Annotated in this window: 13 protein-coding genes and 2 tRNA genes; 12 read left to right on the top strand and 3 right to left on the bottom strand. The window is 67.6% G+C overall.

Annotated elements, in window-relative coordinates; genetic code table 11:
• The first annotated feature begins 4 nt into the window (after window positions 1–4).
• The gene (locus tag NGK62_RS12350) at window positions 5–454 is read left to right on the top strand and encodes a ClpXP protease specificity-enhancing factor (RefSeq protein ID WP_054455540.1); all 450 of its coding nucleotides are present in this window, start codon (window positions 5–7) and stop codon (window positions 452–454) included.
• A gap of 68 nt (window positions 455–522) precedes the next feature.
• Window positions 523–598, top strand: a tRNA-Thr gene (locus tag NGK62_RS12345).
• Window positions 599–656: 58 nt separating this feature from the next.
• Here NGK62_RS12345 and NGK62_RS12340 read toward each other — a convergent pair.
• The gene (locus NGK62_RS12340) at window positions 657–1,622 is read right to left on the bottom strand and encodes a Bug family tripartite tricarboxylate transporter substrate binding protein (RefSeq protein ID WP_251878500.1); all 966 of its coding nucleotides are present in this window, start codon (window positions 1,620–1,622) and stop codon (window positions 657–659) included.
• Between the two features lie 30 nt (window positions 1,623–1,652).
• A complete protein-coding gene (locus NGK62_RS12335; RefSeq protein WP_118933476.1) occupies window positions 1,653–3,074 on the bottom strand; it encodes an amidase in 1,422 nt (473 codons plus the stop codon).
• A 147-nt stretch (window positions 3,075–3,221) separates the two neighbouring features.
• Here NGK62_RS12335 and NGK62_RS12330 point away from each other — a divergent pair, with 147 nt between their 5' ends.
• The 5 genes from NGK62_RS12330 to NGK62_RS12310 all read left to right on the top strand — a co-directional run bounded on the left by NGK62_RS12330 (window position 3,222) and on the right by NGK62_RS12310 (window position 7,018).
• Window positions 3,222–4,043: an IclR family transcriptional regulator gene (locus NGK62_RS12330; RefSeq protein WP_059376748.1), complete on the top strand. Its 822-nt coding sequence runs from the start codon at window positions 3,222–3,224 to the stop codon at window positions 4,041–4,043.
• 65 nt (window positions 4,044–4,108) lie between these two features.
• Window positions 4,109–4,184, top strand: a tRNA-Asn gene (locus tag NGK62_RS12325).
• 134 nt (window positions 4,185–4,318) lie between these two features.
• Complete coding sequence (gene gcvA, locus NGK62_RS12320; RefSeq protein WP_118933474.1) at window positions 4,319–5,233, top strand: transcriptional regulator GcvA; 915 nt, start codon at window positions 4,319–4,321, stop codon at window positions 5,231–5,233.
• 97 nt (window positions 5,234–5,330) lie between these two features.
• Window positions 5,331–5,804 carry a RidA family protein gene (locus tag NGK62_RS12315; protein WP_054455544.1) on the top strand — a complete coding sequence of 158 codons (474 nt, stop codon included), beginning with the start codon at window positions 5,331–5,333 and terminating at the stop codon, window positions 5,802–5,804.
• A 17-nt stretch (window positions 5,805–5,821) separates the two neighbouring features.
• Window positions 5,822–7,018, top strand: a complete 1,197-nt coding sequence (locus tag NGK62_RS12310; protein WP_118933473.1) for an aminotransferase class V-fold PLP-dependent enzyme — start codon at window positions 5,822–5,824, stop codon at window positions 7,016–7,018.
• 24 nt (window positions 7,019–7,042) lie between these two features.
• On the opposite strand, the gene NGK62_RS12305 is transcribed toward NGK62_RS12310, so the two are convergent.
• Window positions 7,043–7,936 carry a DMT family transporter gene (locus NGK62_RS12305; protein WP_118933472.1) on the bottom strand — a complete coding sequence of 298 codons (894 nt, stop codon included), beginning with the start codon at window positions 7,934–7,936 and terminating at the stop codon, window positions 7,043–7,045.
• Window positions 7,937–8,091: 155 nt separating this feature from the next.
• Here NGK62_RS12305 and NGK62_RS12300 point away from each other — a divergent pair, with 155 nt between their 5' ends.
• The 5 genes from NGK62_RS12300 (at window position 8,092) to NGK62_RS12280 (ending at window position 14,948) form a co-directional block, all read left to right on the top strand.
• Window positions 8,092–8,982 carry a helix-turn-helix domain-containing protein gene (locus NGK62_RS12300; RefSeq protein WP_251878498.1) on the top strand — a complete coding sequence of 297 codons (891 nt, stop codon included), beginning with the start codon at window positions 8,092–8,094 and terminating at the stop codon, window positions 8,980–8,982.
• A gap of 89 nt (window positions 8,983–9,071) precedes the next feature.
• Window positions 9,072–10,514 (top strand): DUF2868 domain-containing protein, encoded by a 1,443-nt coding sequence (locus tag NGK62_RS12295; RefSeq protein WP_251879584.1) that lies wholly within the window; start codon window positions 9,072–9,074, stop codon window positions 10,512–10,514.
• On the top strand, window positions 10,507–11,895 hold the full coding sequence (locus NGK62_RS12290; protein WP_059376731.1) for a GTPase/DUF3482 domain-containing protein: 1,389 nt from the start codon (window positions 10,507–10,509) through the stop codon (window positions 11,893–11,895). The genes NGK62_RS12295 and NGK62_RS12290 overlap by 8 nt, the downstream gene beginning before the upstream one ends.
• A 356-nt stretch (window positions 11,896–12,251) precedes the next feature.
• Window positions 12,252–13,859 (top strand): ABC transporter substrate-binding protein, encoded by a 1,608-nt coding sequence (locus NGK62_RS12285; protein ID WP_251878496.1) that lies wholly within the window; start codon window positions 12,252–12,254, stop codon window positions 13,857–13,859.
• A gap of 117 nt (window positions 13,860–13,976) precedes the next feature.
• Window positions 13,977–14,948 carry an ABC transporter permease gene (locus NGK62_RS12280; RefSeq protein ID WP_059376727.1) on the top strand — a complete coding sequence of 324 codons (972 nt, stop codon included), beginning with the start codon at window positions 13,977–13,979 and terminating at the stop codon, window positions 14,946–14,948.

The following is a 14,948-nucleotide window of genomic DNA, read 5'->3' as shown; positions in this document are numbered from 1 at the left end:
CGTGATGGGTGAAACTTCGACCAAACCGTACCTGATCCGCGCGCTGCACGAATGGTGCACCGATAACGGCTATACGCCCTACATCACCGTGCAGGTCGACGAGCACACCATGGTGCCCGTCGCCCATGTGCGCGACGGCCAGATCACGTTGAACGTGGGCACGCTGGCCACCAACCGCCTGGTGCTGGGCAACGAATTCATCGAATTCCAGGCCCGCTTCAGCGGCGTGACCGAAAACGTCTACGTTCCCGTGGGTGCCGTCAGCGCCATCTACGCGCGCGAAACCGGCGCCGGCATGGGCTTCGAAGTGCAGCCCTACGAACCGCCGGAAGCGGGCGCCCAGGGCGCGACGGCCACCGCCGCGCCCGAAGGTTCCGACGCCGACGCCGCCCCCGGCGACGACGGCGGAGACGACGACGAACCCAAACGTCCGCGCCTGACCATCGTCAAATAAGGCATCCCCGCAGGGCCGGCATTTTTTTCATTACAATGCAGCCCTTCGCGTGCCCCCGGGTACGCAGCGCCGGTGTAGCTCAGTTGGTAGAGCAGCTCACTTGTAATGAGAAGGTCGAGGGTTCGATTCCTTTCACCGGCACCAAGAACGAATGAAAAAGGCCGACTCCAGGAGTCGGCCTTTTTTTCTGCGCAGCCGGGATTCAATCCGGCTTGATCCCCGCAGCCTTGATGATCGCCACATTGCGCTCCAGTTCGGTTTCCACCTTGCGGCGGAACGCGGCCGGATCGGCGTACGTGGCGTCGAACCCCAGTTGCTCCAGCTTGGCGCGCGTATCGGGTTCAGCCATGACCGCTTCGATCTCCTTGGACAAGCGGGCGACGATGGGCGCGGGCGTGCCCTTCGGCATCACCACGCCGAACCAGGTTTCGAAGTCGTAGTTCGCCACGCCGCCTTCCGCGACGGTGGGCACGTCAGGCACCAGGGCCGAGCGCGCGTTGCCGGTCAGGGCCACGGCGCGCGCCTTGCCCGCCCTGATCTGCGGCAGGCCAGCGACCAGCGTGTCGATCGACAGCGGGATCTGATTGCCCAGCAGGTCGGCCATGGCGGGCGCGCTGCCGCGATAGGGCACATGCAGCAATTTGGCGCCGGTACGCTGCGCCAGCGATTCACCCGCGATGTGCGGCGTGGAACCGTTGCCGAAGGAACCGAAGCTCAGCGGCTGGGCGGCCGACTTGCTCTTGATGTCGGCAACGGCGGCGATGCCCGTCTGCGGATTCGTGAGGATCACGAAGGGCGTGCTGCCGGCAATCGCGACATACTCGTAGCTCTTGATCGGGTCGTAGTTCAGATTCGGATAGAGCAGCGGGTTGAGCGTGAAAGTGGGCGCTCCGGTGATCATGAACGTATAGCCGTCCGGAGCAGCGCGCGCGACAGCCGCTGCGCCGATGCCGGTATTGGCGCCCGGCTTGTTCTCGACCACGACGGTCTGCCGCAGGCGATCACCCAGCTTGGCGGCGAACAGGCGGCCAATGACGTCCGTCGAACCGCCCGGCGGGAATGGCACGACCATCGTGATCGGCTTGCTTGGATAGTCCTGCGCCGCGGCCAGAGCCGGCCCGACAGCCAGAGCGCACAAGAATGCGCTCTTGGCGATGTGCTTGATCATGCGTAATTCCCCTTGTGTTGGTTGTGTGGTTCAGTCGGCCAGAGCCGGCGTCCGGCGCCAGCATTGCGTGGCTTGCTCAAACGCGTGGGCAAGCTGCAGCAGGGCGCGCTCCTGGCGGTAGCGCCCGACGATCTGGATGCCTACCGGCAGCCCCTCGGCGGTAAAGCCACAGGGCACCGAAATGGCTGGATGCCCCGTCAGGGACAGGTAATAGCCCGAACGCATCCAGTCGATGTAATTGAGCATCGGCGTACCCTCGATGCTGCCGACGGTTTCCTGCTCGACCGGAAACGGCAGCACCTGGCTGACCGGGCCGATCATGAATTCGTATGTCTGCATGAAGGCGTGCATGCGCGCGAACAGCGCGGCGCGGTCCCGCTCCGCCTGCACGACGGCGGCGGCGGATTGCCGCAGGCCGAGCTCGATGTTCCAGATCACCGTGTCCTTGAGCAGATGCCGGTGCTCAAGCAACGCGGCCTCATAGCCCACGGCAAAGGTCTGTCCGCGCAGGGCCTGGAAAGCGGCATCCGCGCCGGAAAAATCGGGGCAGGCCGGCTCCACGCGCGCGCCCAGATCCGCAAACACAGGCAGCCGCTGCTCCAGGGCCTGCACCACCGCGGGTTCGACGGGCAAATCCCCCCAGGTCGGCGCATAGGCGATGCGCACGCCTTTGAAATCGCGCTCCAGGGCGCCAAGAAAGCAGGCCGGATCCTGTTCAATGGCCAAGGGATCGCGCGAATCGGGACCGGCAGTGGCGGCCAGCAGCAAGGCCACATCGGCCACGGTGCGAGCCATGGGTCCGGCCACGGTCAACGTGTTGTAGGGACTGGCCGCGGGCCATTGCGGCACGCGGCCCGGAGAAGGACGCAGGCCCACGACATTGCAGAACGAGGCCGGATTGCGCAACGAACCGCCCATATCCGTGCCGTCGGCCAGCGGCGCCATGCCGGTAGCCAGCGCGGCGGCGGCGCCGCCGCTGCTTCCGCCGGCGGTCATGCGCGGGTCATAGGGATTACGGGTGGCGCCGAATACGGTATTGAAGGTTTGCGAGCCCGCGCCGAATTCGGGCAGATTGGTCTTGCCCAGGGTGATGGCGCCAGCGGCGCGTTCGCGGCTGACGATCAGGCTGTCCCGCTCCGGCACAAAGTCGCGGTATAGCGGCGAACCATAGGTAGTGCGCATGCCCGCCGTCAGGAACGAGTCCTTGTGCACGATGGGCAGGCCATGCAACAGACCCAGAACCTGCCCGCCAGCCTGGCGCTCGTCGGCCCGGGCCGCGCCGGCCATTGCGGCTTCGGCGTCCAGCGTGACGATGGCATTGATCCGCGGGTTCCAGGCCTCGATGCGCCGCAGATGCGCCGCCATGAGTTCGCGGGCGCTCAGATGCCCGGCTGCGATTTCCCCGCGCAGCGCGACGGCGGTCATGTCGCATAGGGTCGATTCGATAGTCATTTGCTGCCTAAAAGTATTGCTATGCAATACAAAGTATTGAATACTTAACTTTATAGTGGGTATTGCCAAGCCGGACAATCCGGGGAAACTAGCGCCTGCCCAGCCCCCGGCTGCCATCGCCGCCTGTCCCGCACTCGAGAAACCTCCATGAAAAAGCGCCAGCCATCCCCTCCCGATGTCGCACCGGCAACGTTGCCGCCGGAGCCGGCGGCCGCCGACGATCCGCTGTACGTCGCATCGCTGGAAAAAGGCGTCCGGGTGCTGGAAGCATTCCGCGATGCCGGCGACTCGCTGGGCCTGACCGATATCGCCACGGTGACCGGCCTGGGCAAGAGCGCCGCGCAACGCTTCGTGCATACCTGGGAACGCTTGGGCTATCTGGTCAAGGAAGCCGCCTCGCGACGCTACCGCCTAGGACCGCGCGTGGTGGAGCTCGGCTACTTTTTCCTGCGCAGCGACCGGCTTGTATCCATGGCCGCGCCGCACCTGGTCGCGCTGCGCGATCGTTGCGGGTTGGCGGTGCATATGAGCGTGCTGGCGGGCAGCGACATGATCTATCTGTTGCGCCTGCCCAGCCGCCAAATGACCCTGGCGGAAATGCTGCCGGGACGCCGCATGCCGGCATGGTGCAATAGCGCGGGACGCATGCTGCTAGCGCAGCTGGACGACGAAGCCGTGCGACAGGCGCTTCTGCGTTCGCCCCCGCGCGCCTTCACCCCTCGCACCGTGATCGATCCCGAAGCGTTGCTGGCGCTGGTCCGGCAAGCCCGGGATGAGGGCTACGCCCTGACCGAAGACCAGGTCCTGCAGAATCAGGTGGGCGCGGCGGTGCTGCTGCGCGATGCCCGCGCCATGCCGCTGGCCGCCATCAGCGTCAGCGCGCCGCGCCACGACTATTCCACCGACCGCCTGGTGCGCGACATCGTGCCCCAGCTGTTCCGCACGGCGCAGGCGATCCAGAGCGCCTGAACCCGCGCGCGGGGCCGTTTTGCATTCTTCCGTTTTTTTGTGCATAATTCGCCCCCTCTACCTGTTCCCCGATAGCTCAGTCGGTAGAGCGACGGACTGTTAATCCGCAGGTCGCTGGTTCGAGCCCAGCTCGGGGAGCCAAAGAATGCAGTACTGAAGGGCCCGCAACTTGTTGCGGGCCTTTTGCATTTGGACGCGGCGCAAACGGCCTGTTTGCCGGGCCGCGCGCGGCGTACGATGATGCGCATTCCCTCATCACCACATCGCCTGCCTCCATGCGTTCCGCGCGATCCCTGCCTGCCCTGGTTTCCCTGCGCGCCTTTGAAGCGGCCGCGCGGCGCATGAGCTTTTCGCTGGCCGCGCAGGAACTCTTCGTGACGCAAAGCGCCATCAGCCACCATATCCAACGGTTGGAAGCCGAGCTGGGCGTGGCGCTGTTCGAGCGGCTCACCCGCGCCGTGGCGCTGACCGCGGCGGGTCAGGCCTATTACGAGCGCGTGCACGCGGCCTTCGAACTGCTGCGCCAGGGTACCGACGAGATCCGTGCGCCCGAGACTGTGCGGCAGACGCTGCGCGTCGGGCTGCTGGCCTCGTTCGCCACGCGCTGGCTGGCGCCGCGCCTGGCGGCGTTTGCCGCCGCTCATCCCGACATTGATCTCCAATTGCAGCCCGACATCGGTTTGGCGGACGTCGCGGGCGGCGAGGTCGACGTCGCCATCCGCTACGGGCGCGGCGTGTGGCCCGGCGTGCGGGCGCGGTTGATCATGGCGGAGCGGCTGTCGGTGGTCTGCGCGCCCGCGCTGATCGCGGGCAGGAAACGCCCGCGCACGCCGCAGGATCTGCTGCGATTTCCGTTGCTGGCCTCGCATGCCCGCCATCCCTTCGAATGGGACGCCTGGGCCCGGCATCATGGCGTGGACCTGGGCGGCGTGCGGCCCGTGCGTCTGCATGACTACAACATCGTTGTGGAAGCGGCGCTGGCGGGGCAAGGCATGGCGATGGGCCGCCACCGCCTTATCGCCGCCCAGCTCGCCAGCGGCGCGCTGGTGGAGGCCCTGCCTGACGCCGCGCTCGAATCTCCCCGTATCGGCTGGTGGTTCGTGACGCCGCGCGGCGCGCTTGGCGACGCGGCGCAGCGCTTCCACGCGTGGCTGGCGCAGGTAGCCGCGGAGCAAGACGATACACATTAGTTTTACTCATGTGTACTGCGCGAAAATTGATTGGTCAGGGTCCGCAGTGGCCGATAGCATGAGGCTTGCCCTTAGTTTCCCTATTCAGGAGTCCCTCATGACCCGCTCGATCTCCGGCCGCGTGGCCGAACTTGGCCTGACCCTCGAAGCCGCCGCCGCTCCCGCCGCCAACTACGTGCCCTTCGTGCAGGAAGGCAACCTGCTGTATATCTCGGGCCAGATCTCCCGCAAGGACGGCAAGGCCGCCTATCTGGGCCGCCTGGGCGACCAGGTTTCTGACGCCGATGGCGTGGCAGCGGCGCGCTTGTCGGCGCTGGGCCTGCTGTCGCAGATCGCCGCCGCCACCGGCGACAAGCTGGACCGCGTGGCGCGCGTCGTGCGCCTGGGCGTGTTCGTGGCCAGCACGCCGGATTTCAACCGCCAGAGCGCCATCGCCAACGGCGCCTCCGACCTGATGGTCGAAGTGTTCGGCGACGCCGGCCGCCATGCGCGCAGCGCCGTCGGCGTGGCGTCCCTGCCGCAGGGCGTGGCGGTGGAAATCGAAGCCGTTATCGCGCTCACGCAAGCCTGATCCCCGCCGGAGCCGCCATGTCCGCCCCCTTGACTCCCAGCGCCGTGGAGGCGTTGCGCGCCCAGACCCCAGGCGCGCACACCACCGTCCATTTCAATCACGCCGGCGCGTCGCTGCCCTCGGCCGCCACGCTGCACGCCATCCACGCCCACCTGCACCGCGAAGCCACGCAAGGGCCTATGGAAGCGGGTGTGCGGTCGCGGGAGCTGATCGAGCAGGCTCGCACGCTGGCGGCCCGGCTGCTCAACGCGGACGCGGCCGAGATCGCGCTGACCGGCGGCAATTCGCCCGGCTGGGGCGCGGCCTTCGCGGCGATGGCGCCGTGGCGCGCCGGCGACCGCATCCTGGTGGGCCGCCACGAATGGGGCGGCAACCTGGCCGCCATGCGGCTCAAGGCGCAGCGTGCTGGCGCCACGCTGGAAACCATCCCCTCGGACGACAGCGGCTGCGTCGATCCGCAGGAGCTGGAGGCCATGCTCGATGAGCGGGTGCGCTTGATCGCGCTGACCTGGCTGCCCGCCAACGGTGGCCTGATCAATCCGGCCGCCGCCATCGGCAGCGTGGCGCGCCGTCACGGCATCCCGTACTTCGTGGACGCGGCGCAAGCCGTCGGCCAGTTGCCCGTGGACGTGGCGCAGATCGGCTGCGATGTGTTGAGCGGGGCGGGACGCAAGGCATTGCGCGGCCCGCGCGGCACCGGCCTGCTATATGTGCGGCGCGACTTCCTGGACCAGCTCACGCCCGCCTTCGTCGACACCCATTCCGCGCCCCTGGGCGCCGATGGCGAACCCGTACTGCGCCAGGACGCCGCGCGCCTGGAATCGGCGGAGGCCTCGCTAGCGCTGCGCTGCGGCCTGGCCAACGCCTTGCAGGAAGCCCTGGACATCGGCCTGCCAGCCATCCGCGCGCGAATCGCCGCCACGGCCCAGGCCCTGCGGACCGAACTGGCAGCCATCCCCGGCATCACGGTGCTGGACCAGGGCCGCGAACGCTCGGGCCTGGTGTCCTTCGACCTGGCCGGCCAGGACGCGGTATCCGTGCAGCGCGCCATGGCCGCGCAGGGCATCACCATCGGCAGCAACGGCGTGTCCTACACGCCGCTGGACATGCAGGCGCGCGGCCTGACCCAGATCGCGCGTGCCTCGGTCAGCTATCTGACCAACGACGCGGAAATCGATCGCCTGCTGGAAGGGCTGCGCGCTCTGACCCGCTAGGGCTTGCCCGGCCCTGGGCCAAGCTCAAGCCGCCGCGCCCCGCGCGAACGGCGTCCACTTGGTGAAGACCAGCAGGTTGCCCAGCATCACCAGCGCCAGGCCCAGCAGGGCCGGCGCCGTCCATTGATACCCTTCGGCAAAGGTGGACACGCTCAGGGCCACAACCGGGAACAGCACCGTGCAATAGGCGGCCCGCGCCGGGCCCATGCGGCCCACCAGCGTCAGATAGGCGGTGAAGCCGATCACGGAGCCCGGAATCGCCAGATAGAGCAGGGCGCCGACGTAGGAAGGCGAGGTATCGAAGTCGAATGGCAGACCCGCCGCCAGGCACCCCGCCAGCAGGATGGCTGCGCCATAAAGCATGCTGTAGGCATTGCCGGTCAAGGGCCGGATGCCGGCGCGCTGCTGCAGCGACGACAGCATGTTGCCCGTCGAAAAGCAGAACGTGCCCAACAGGGCAAAGCCCAGGCCCAGCAAGGTTTCATGGCTGGCCTCCTGCCCCGCCAATTCGGGCCAGAACAACAGCACCAGGCCGGAAAAGCCCAGCGCGCCGGCCACCATCACGCGCGGCGCGACGCGGGTGCCGAACCACAGGCGGGCATTCAGCGCGTTCCACAGCGTCGCCGCCGAAAACACCACCGATACCAGGCCGCTGGGAATCCACTGGGTCGCCGTGTAGAAGCACAGGAAGTTCAGGCAGAACAGGCACAGCCCCTGGCCCACGCAAAGCCAGTGGCCGCGCCGGTCCATTTTCTGCAGCTTGCGGGTCAGGGCCAGGGCCGCGAACAGCACCAGGCCCGCCAGCGCAAACCGGTAGAAGATGGAGACGGGAATGGCCACCACGCCCAGCTGCAGCTTGATGGCGATCCAGGTGGTGCCCCAGATGACGACAGTGAGGAAATACAGGAAGAGGTTCACGATGCGATGCTGAAACAGGGACGCGGAAGGGTGGTCCGCAAGACCGTCGGGAAACCAAGTTTGCGCCTCCCCGGCCCGCAAGAATTGCCGGTTCTTGCGGTTTTCTTCCGCGCGCGCACGCGTCGCGCCCGGGATCGCAGTAGCATTCCACCCATATGGCTACCGTCGCCTCGGCCCCGGCCGATTTCTCCGTCTTCCGCACCCTGGCGGGTTCCACCGCAACGCTGGGGCGCGCCGCCGCGCTGGGCGATGGCATCGCCATTTCGCAATGGTCGCGCAGCGCCCACGAAACCATGGGCTACGACAACCCGGGCCATCACACCCTGTCGCTCTATCTGCGCGGCGGCGACAAGTCGTTCCGCCTGGGCCCGGACCGGCTGCACGGCGGCGCCGGCAAGTTCTGCGTGCTGCCCTCGGAGCACTATTCGCGCTGGTGCATGAACGACAGCGTGCAGTTCCTGCACCTGTACATCGCTCCGGAACGCCTGGCCCGCGAAGCCGTCATGCGGCTGGACTGCGAGCCCCGCACACTGGAACTGCGCGACCGCACCTACATCCACGACGACTCGCTGATCGACGTCTGCCGGCAGCTGTTGGAAACCGACTGGAACCAGCCAGCCGACCGGCTGGCCGCCAGCAGCGCCGCCGAAACAGTCCTGCACCATCTGCTGAACCAGGGTGTGGCGCGCAAGCCCGCGGCAACGCTGCGCGGCGGCCTCGCGCCCGTCGTGCGCCGGCGCATCATGGACTACGTGGACGCGCACCTGGCCGAGCCGCTGACGCTGGACGAACTCGCGGGCGTGGCGGCGCTCTCCACCTACCACTTCGCCCGCATGTTCCACACCTCTTTCGGCGAGCCGCCGCACGCCTGGGTGCGGGCGCGGCGGCTGGCGCATGCGCGCAAGCTGCTGGCGGCCGGCAAGGGCGACCTGGCCGGCATCGCCCAGGCCTGCGGCTTCGGCAACGCCAGCCACCTGGCGCGGGTCTTCCGCGACACCGTCGGCGTCACGCCCGGACAGTACCGCAGCGCCCGCGCCAGCCACTGACGCGTGGGGGCTGCGGCCCCGTTTCCCGTCCCGCCCGGTCTACAATGGTCCACCGCCCCCAGGGCCTGACCGTACCGCCGCCCGACGCGATGCCGTCTACGACCTCTCGCGATTCCACCCCCACGCCCGACCCCCTTGGTGCCGGCCCCGTGCGCGCGCACTGGCTGGCGGAGCTGATACGCCTGCGCGAAGCGCATTGGGGGCCCTTGGAAGACGCTGCCGCGGTGCGCCGCGTGCGGCAGCAGGACGCCGATCTGCCCACGCGCATCCTCGCCCGCGCCGCGTTGCTGGCGCAGCGCGAGAATCTCATCCCCCTGGTCGACAAATGGCGCCGTAGCGCGCTCGCCATGTTGGCCGCGTTGTTCCTGCTGGCCGCGATGTCCGGTGCCGGCGCCGCGCTGGGCGCGCTGGGCGACGGCTCCCGGCCGGTCAACGTGCTGTGGGCGCTGGGCGCCTTGCTGGGCCTGCATGCGCTCACCTTCCTGCTGTGGCTGGCCAGCTTCCTGCTGCGGGCGTCCTCCGTCACGGGACTGGGACGTCTCTGGCTCTGGGCCACGCGCAAGCTGGCCCGCGGCCCCGACAGCGCGCTGGTACCCCAGGCTTTCCTCAACCTGCTGGCCCGCGCGGGCGCCTTGCGCTGGCTCTTCGGCAGCGTCAGCCACCTGCTGTGGCTGACGGCTCTGTGCGCAGCGCTGGCGGTGCTGCTGGCCGTGTTGTCCACCGCCAGCTACCGCTTCATCTGGGCCACCACCTTGCTGGCGCCCGACACCTTCGTGAGCCTGACGCAGGCGATCGGCTGGCTGCCAGCCCAGCTGGGCTTTCCCATGCCGGATGCGGCCATGATCCGCGCCAGCGATGGCGCACAGGTCTTGCCCGCCGAGGCGCAGGCGCAGTGGTCGCTCTGGCTGATCGGCGTGCTGGTGGTCTACGGCATCCTGCCGCGCCTGCTGGCCGGCGTCCTGTGCGTGGCGGGATCGCTACGCACCTTGCGCCGCCTGCGCATCGATCCCTCACTGCCCGGCTTCTCCGCCCTGCGCGACCGCCTGGAGCCGCCCGCCCTGTCCACCGGCATAGACCGCCCCGTCGATCCCCTGCACGAGCCGCGCGTCGGCGCGCCGCCGCTCGCGGGCCTGGGCGGCCAGCCCGTGCTGCTGGGACTGGAGCTGCCGCCGGACCTGGCCTGGCCGCCCGCCGACATGCCCGCGGGCGTCCAGCAGGCCGGCAACCTGGATACCCGCGAAGAGCGCAACCGCGTGCTGGACGCGCTCGCCGGCCAGGCCGCCACGCGCATGCTGATCGCCTGCGATGCGCGCCAGACGCCGGACCGAGGCACGCTGTCGCTGATCGCCGAACTGGCCGCGCACGCGGAACAGACGCGCGTATGGCTGGTCACGCCGCGCGCGGACGCCGAAGCTCCCGCCACCCGCGCCTCTCTATGGCGCGAACGCCTGCTGGCGCTGGGCCTGCCCGCCGACGCCGTGCTGCAGGCGCCCCTGGCCCCGCTTGCGTGGCTGGAGTCCGGCCATGGCTGAGGATCTCATCAAGATCGCGCTGGTCGGCCATACCAACACCGGCAAGACCTCGCTGCTGCGCACGCTGACGCGCGACACCACCTTCGGCGAAGTCGCCGACAGCCCCGGCACCACGCGCCACGTCGAAGGCGCGCGCCTGCGGCTGGAAGGGCGGGCCGTATTGGAATGGTTCGACACGCCGGGCATGGAAGACAGCATCTCGCTGTTGGAATACCTGGAAACGCTCGACGGCCCGCAAGAACGCCTGGACGGGCCGGCGCGCATCCGCCGCTTCCTCGACACGCCCGAGGCGCATGGCCGCTACGAGCAGGAAGCCCGCGTACTGGCCAAGATGCTGGACTGCGACGCCGCGCTGTACGTCATCGACGCGCGCGATCCGGTGCTGGGCAAGCACCGCGACGAACTCGCCATCCTGGCCGCTTGCGGCCGTCCTCTGCTGCCGGTGCTGAACTTCGTCAACGCGCCCGCGCATCGCGCCGACGAATGGCGCGCCGCCATGGCCCGGCTGGGCCTGCACGCGGTCGTGGAATTCGACACAGTCGCGCCGCCGCTGGATGGCGAACAGCAGCTCTACGCCAAGCTCGGCGTGCTGCTGGACCGGCACGCCGCAGCGCTGGCCCGGCTGTCCGCCAACCTGGCCGAGCAGCGCCGCGCGCGCCGCGGCGCCGCCTACGAACTGCTGGCCGACCTGCTGATCGACGTAGCGGCCTTGCACGTCTCCAGCGCCAGCGACGAGGCAGCGCTCGCGGCCGCCTCGGGCAAGCTGCGCGATCAGGTGCGCCAGCGCGAGCAGACCTGCGTCAACGCCCTGCTGGCGCTCTACAACTTCCGCGCGGCCGACTTCACCGATGATGCGCTGCCCTTGCAAGGCGAACGCTGGGGCATGGACCTGTTCCATCCCCAGGCCTTGAAGGACATGGGCGTGCAGGTGGGCATGGGCGCCGCCGCGGGCGCCATGGCCGGCGCGGCGGTGGATCTGTTCAGCGCGGGCTTGAGCCTGGGCACCGGCATGCTGATCGGCGCCGCCGCCGGCGGCCTGTGGCAAGGCGTCGAGAAGCTGGGCAAGCGCGTGGCGGGCAAGCTGCGCGGCTGGCGCGAGATCAGCGTCGACGACGCGGTGCTGCGTCTTTTGGCCCTGCGGCAGCGGCAACTGATCGAAGCGCTGGAGCGCCGCGGCCATGCCGCGCGCGAGCCATTGAGACTAGACCATCCGGAGGACGAAGCCTGGCGCAAAGGGCCCTTGCCCGAAGCGCTGAAAGAGGCCCGCAGCCGACCCGAATGGTCGGCCCTGGGCGAGCACTACGAAGACAGCGACCGCCGCAAGCGCGTGGTGCGCGAATTGGCGAAAACCCTTGCCGACGCGCCGCCGCCCGGCGCCTGAGCCCACAGCCGCCAGCCTTGCCGAACGCACCATTCCACGCCGCCGGCAAGCAAGTACTAACCCCAATCCAAACCGATTGACGCTTAAACGAATGCGTCTATAAGATTCGTCCTACATCGATGCGGGTCCGTCCCCGTCATGATAATCACAAGGGGTTGGGTCTATCGTGAAGTCGAAGTCCTACGCAGTGATACCCGGCAGCGCCATCACCGGCGCGCACGCAGCTCGCGCTGCGTCCCGCCAGACCCCAATCCGTTTTTCGTCGTAAGCAGCAACGCCATGCCCCGGATCCCCATGGGGCCGGGGCCCTGTCACTTCTGTCGCGCTATCCGCGCACCACACGGAGCATGAGGGCTATGCGTACTTTTCCCCACCTGAAGCAAGCTGCGCTCGCCGCTGCCATCGCCGCATCGCTGGCATTCAGCGCCGGCGCGGCCGCCAAGACCTTTCACTGGTCCTACCAAGGCGATGCGACGTCCATGGATCCGATGGCCCTGAACGAAACGTTCACGCTGGGCTTCCAGGGCAACATCTACGAAACGCTTGCCGGCTACGACGGCAATCTGAAACTGACTCCGCTGCTGGCGGAAAGCTGGGAAAACCCCGAACCCACGAAGTGGGTGTTCAAGCTGCGCAAGGGCGTGAAATTCCATGACGGTTCACCGTTCACGGCGGACGACGTCATCTTCTCCTGGAAGCGCAGCCTGACCCCGGGTTCCGACATGAAGGGCTACGGCGCCAAGGCCTCCGACATCAAGAAGGTGGATGACTACACCATCGAAGTCACCACGCCCACGCCCAACCCGATCCTGCCGCGCGAATGGGTGTTCCTGTACATCATGAGCAAGTCGTGGTCGGAAAAGAACAAGACCACCGAAGCCACCAACGTCAAGGGCGACAACCAGGGCAACTACGCCAACCTCAACGCCAACGGCACCGGCCCCTTCATGCTGGCCTCGCGCCAGCCCGACGTGAAGACCGTGCTCAAGCGCTACGACGGCTACTGGAACAAGAACATCAAGACCAACGTCGACGAGGTCATCTTCCAGCCCATCACGCAGGAAGCGACGCGCGTGGCCGCGCTGATCTCCGGCGAAATGGACCTAGTGCAGCCGGTGCCCGTGCAGGACTGGAAACGGCTCGAAGACGCCAAGGGCGTCAAGCCGCTGACCGCGCCCGAAGCGCGCGCCATCTTCATCGGCATGGACCAGGACCGCGACGAGCTGCTGTTCTCGGACGTGAAGGGCAAGAACCCCTTCAAGGATCCGAAGGTACGCGAAGCCGTGGTGCTGGCCGTGGACACCAAGGCCATCAACGAGAAGATCATGCGCGGCGCGGCCAAGCCGCTGGGCTCGCTCATCGCCACCGCCATCAACGGCTATGACGATTCCTTCGGCGCGCCGTACAAGCCGGATCCCGACCGCGCCAAGAAGCTGCTGGCCGAGGCCGGCTATCCCAAGGGCTTCACGGTCACCATGGACTGCCCGAACGACCGCTACGTCAACGACGAGAAGGTCTGCCAGGCCGTCGCCGGCATGCTGGCGCGCGTGGGCATCAAGATCAACCTGCTGGCGCAGACCAAGTCGAAGTACTTCGGCAAGATCCTGCTGCAGGCCGGCAATCAGACCAGCATGTACATGCTGGGCTGGACGCCCAGCTCCACCGACGCGCACAACACGCTGCTGAACCTGACCTCGTGCCGCAATGCCAAGACCGCGGCGGGCCAGTTCAACCTGGGCGGCTATTGCAACAAGAAGGTCGACGAACTCACCGACAAGATCGGCGTCGAAACCGACCAGGCCAAGCGCAACGCCATGATCAAGGAAGCCTTCGAGATCGTGCGCAACGACTATGGCTACCTGCCGCTGCACCAGCAGCCCATGTCCTGGGGCGTGAAGGACAACATCAAGGTCATTCAGCGCGCCGACGACGTGCTCGACCTGCGCGACGTCGTCCTGCCGTAAACCGGCGACGCGAACCCCGGGCGGCGCATGCCGCCCGGGCGCGCCCGGCCCAGCCCCGGCTCCCACTATCCGAGGGAAACGCGGCCCGGCGTCATCTGAATCCGAGGGCTCCCGATAATGCTTTCCTTTATTGCGCAACGGCTTATCCAGTCGGTGCTGGTGATGTTGACGGTGGCGCTGATCGCGTTCGCCATGTTCCGCTATGTGGGCGACCCGATAGCCAGCATGGTGGGCCAGGACACCACCCCTGAACAACGCGCGGAACTGCGTGAACAGCTGGGCCTGGACGATCCCTTCGTGGTGCAGTACGCGCACTTCGTGGCCAACGCCGTGCGCGGCGACTTCGGCATGTCGTACCGCCATCGCCGACCCGTCAGCGAACTGCTCGAAGAGCGCATGCCGGCCACGCTGGAACTGTCCTTCGTATCTGCCGTAATGGCGCTGGCCCTGGGCATACCCATGGGCATCTACACCGCGCTCAAGCGCCACGGTGTGCTGTCCAAGGCCTTCATGGCGATCTCGCTGGCCGGCATCTCGCTGCCCACCTTCCTCATCGGCATCCTGCTCATCCTGTTCTTCGGCGTGCAGCTGCGATGGCTGCCCAGCTTCGGGCGCGGCGACGTGGTCAGCCTGGGATGGTGGACCACCGGCTTTCTGACCAAATCAGGCTGGCTGGCGCTGATCATGCCGGCCATCACGCTGGCGCTGTTCCAGATGACCCTGATCATGCGGCTGGTGCGCGCCGAGATGCTGGAAGTGCTGCGCGCCGACTTCATCAAGTTCGCGCGCGCCCGCGGCCTGCCGGAACGGCTGATCAATTTCCGCCATGCGTTGAAGAACACCATGGTGCCCGTCATCACCATCACGGGCCTGCAGCTCGGCTCCATCATCGCCTTCGCCATCATCACGGAAACCGTGTTCCAGTGGCCAGGCATGGGCCTGCTGTTCATCCAGGCCATCAGCATGGTGGACATCCCCGTCATGGCGGCCTATCTGGTACTGATCGCCTTCATGTTCGTGGTCATCAACCTGGTCGTGGACCTGCTGTACTTCGCCGTGGACCCGCGTCTGCGCGTGCAGAGCAAGTAA

The organism is Achromobacter sp. Marseille-Q4954 (assembly GCF_943737025.1).
In the GTDB taxonomy this organism is placed as follows: Bacteria; Pseudomonadota; Gammaproteobacteria; order Burkholderiales; family Burkholderiaceae_B; genus Achromobacter; species Achromobacter bronchisepticus_A.
This window is presented reverse-complemented; position numbering and strand designations above follow the sequence as displayed.

Excerpts from the sequence above, each read along its gene's own strand:
- NGK62_RS12315 (WP_054455544.1), top strand. The coding sequence starts at position 5,331 with ATGACCCGCTCGATCTCCGGCCGCGTGGCCGAACTTGGCCTGACCCTC.
- NGK62_RS12285 (WP_251878496.1), top strand. The coding sequence starts at position 12,252 with ATGCGTACTTTTCCCCACCTGAAGCAAGCTGCGCTCGCCGCTGCCATC.
- NGK62_RS12310 (WP_118933473.1), top strand. The coding sequence starts at position 5,822 with ATGTCCGCCCCCTTGACTCCCAGCGCCGTGGAGGCGTTGCGCGCCCAG.
- NGK62_RS12330 (WP_059376748.1), top strand. The coding sequence starts at position 3,222 with ATGAAAAAGCGCCAGCCATCCCCTCCCGATGTCGCACCGGCAACGTTG.
- gcvA (WP_118933474.1), top strand. The coding sequence starts at position 4,319 with ATGCGTTCCGCGCGATCCCTGCCTGCCCTGGTTTCCCTGCGCGCCTTT.
- NGK62_RS12350 (WP_054455540.1), top strand. The coding sequence starts at position 5 with ATGGGTGAAACTTCGACCAAACCGTACCTGATCCGCGCGCTGCACGAA.
- NGK62_RS12280 (WP_059376727.1), top strand. The coding sequence starts at position 13,977 with ATGCTTTCCTTTATTGCGCAACGGCTTATCCAGTCGGTGCTGGTGATG.
- NGK62_RS12300 (WP_251878498.1), top strand. The coding sequence starts at position 8,092 with ATGGCTACCGTCGCCTCGGCCCCGGCCGATTTCTCCGTCTTCCGCACC.
- NGK62_RS12295 (WP_251879584.1), top strand. The coding sequence starts at position 9,072 with ATGCCGTCTACGACCTCTCGCGATTCCACCCCCACGCCCGACCCCCTT.
- NGK62_RS12340 (WP_251878500.1), bottom strand. The coding sequence starts at position 1,622 with ATGATCAAGCACATCGCCAAGAGCGCATTCTTGTGCGCTCTGGCTGTC.
- NGK62_RS12290 (WP_059376731.1), top strand. The coding sequence starts at position 10,507 with ATGGCTGAGGATCTCATCAAGATCGCGCTGGTCGGCCATACCAACACC.
- NGK62_RS12335 (WP_118933476.1), bottom strand. The coding sequence starts at position 3,074 with ATGACTATCGAATCGACCCTATGCGACATGACCGCCGTCGCGCTGCGC.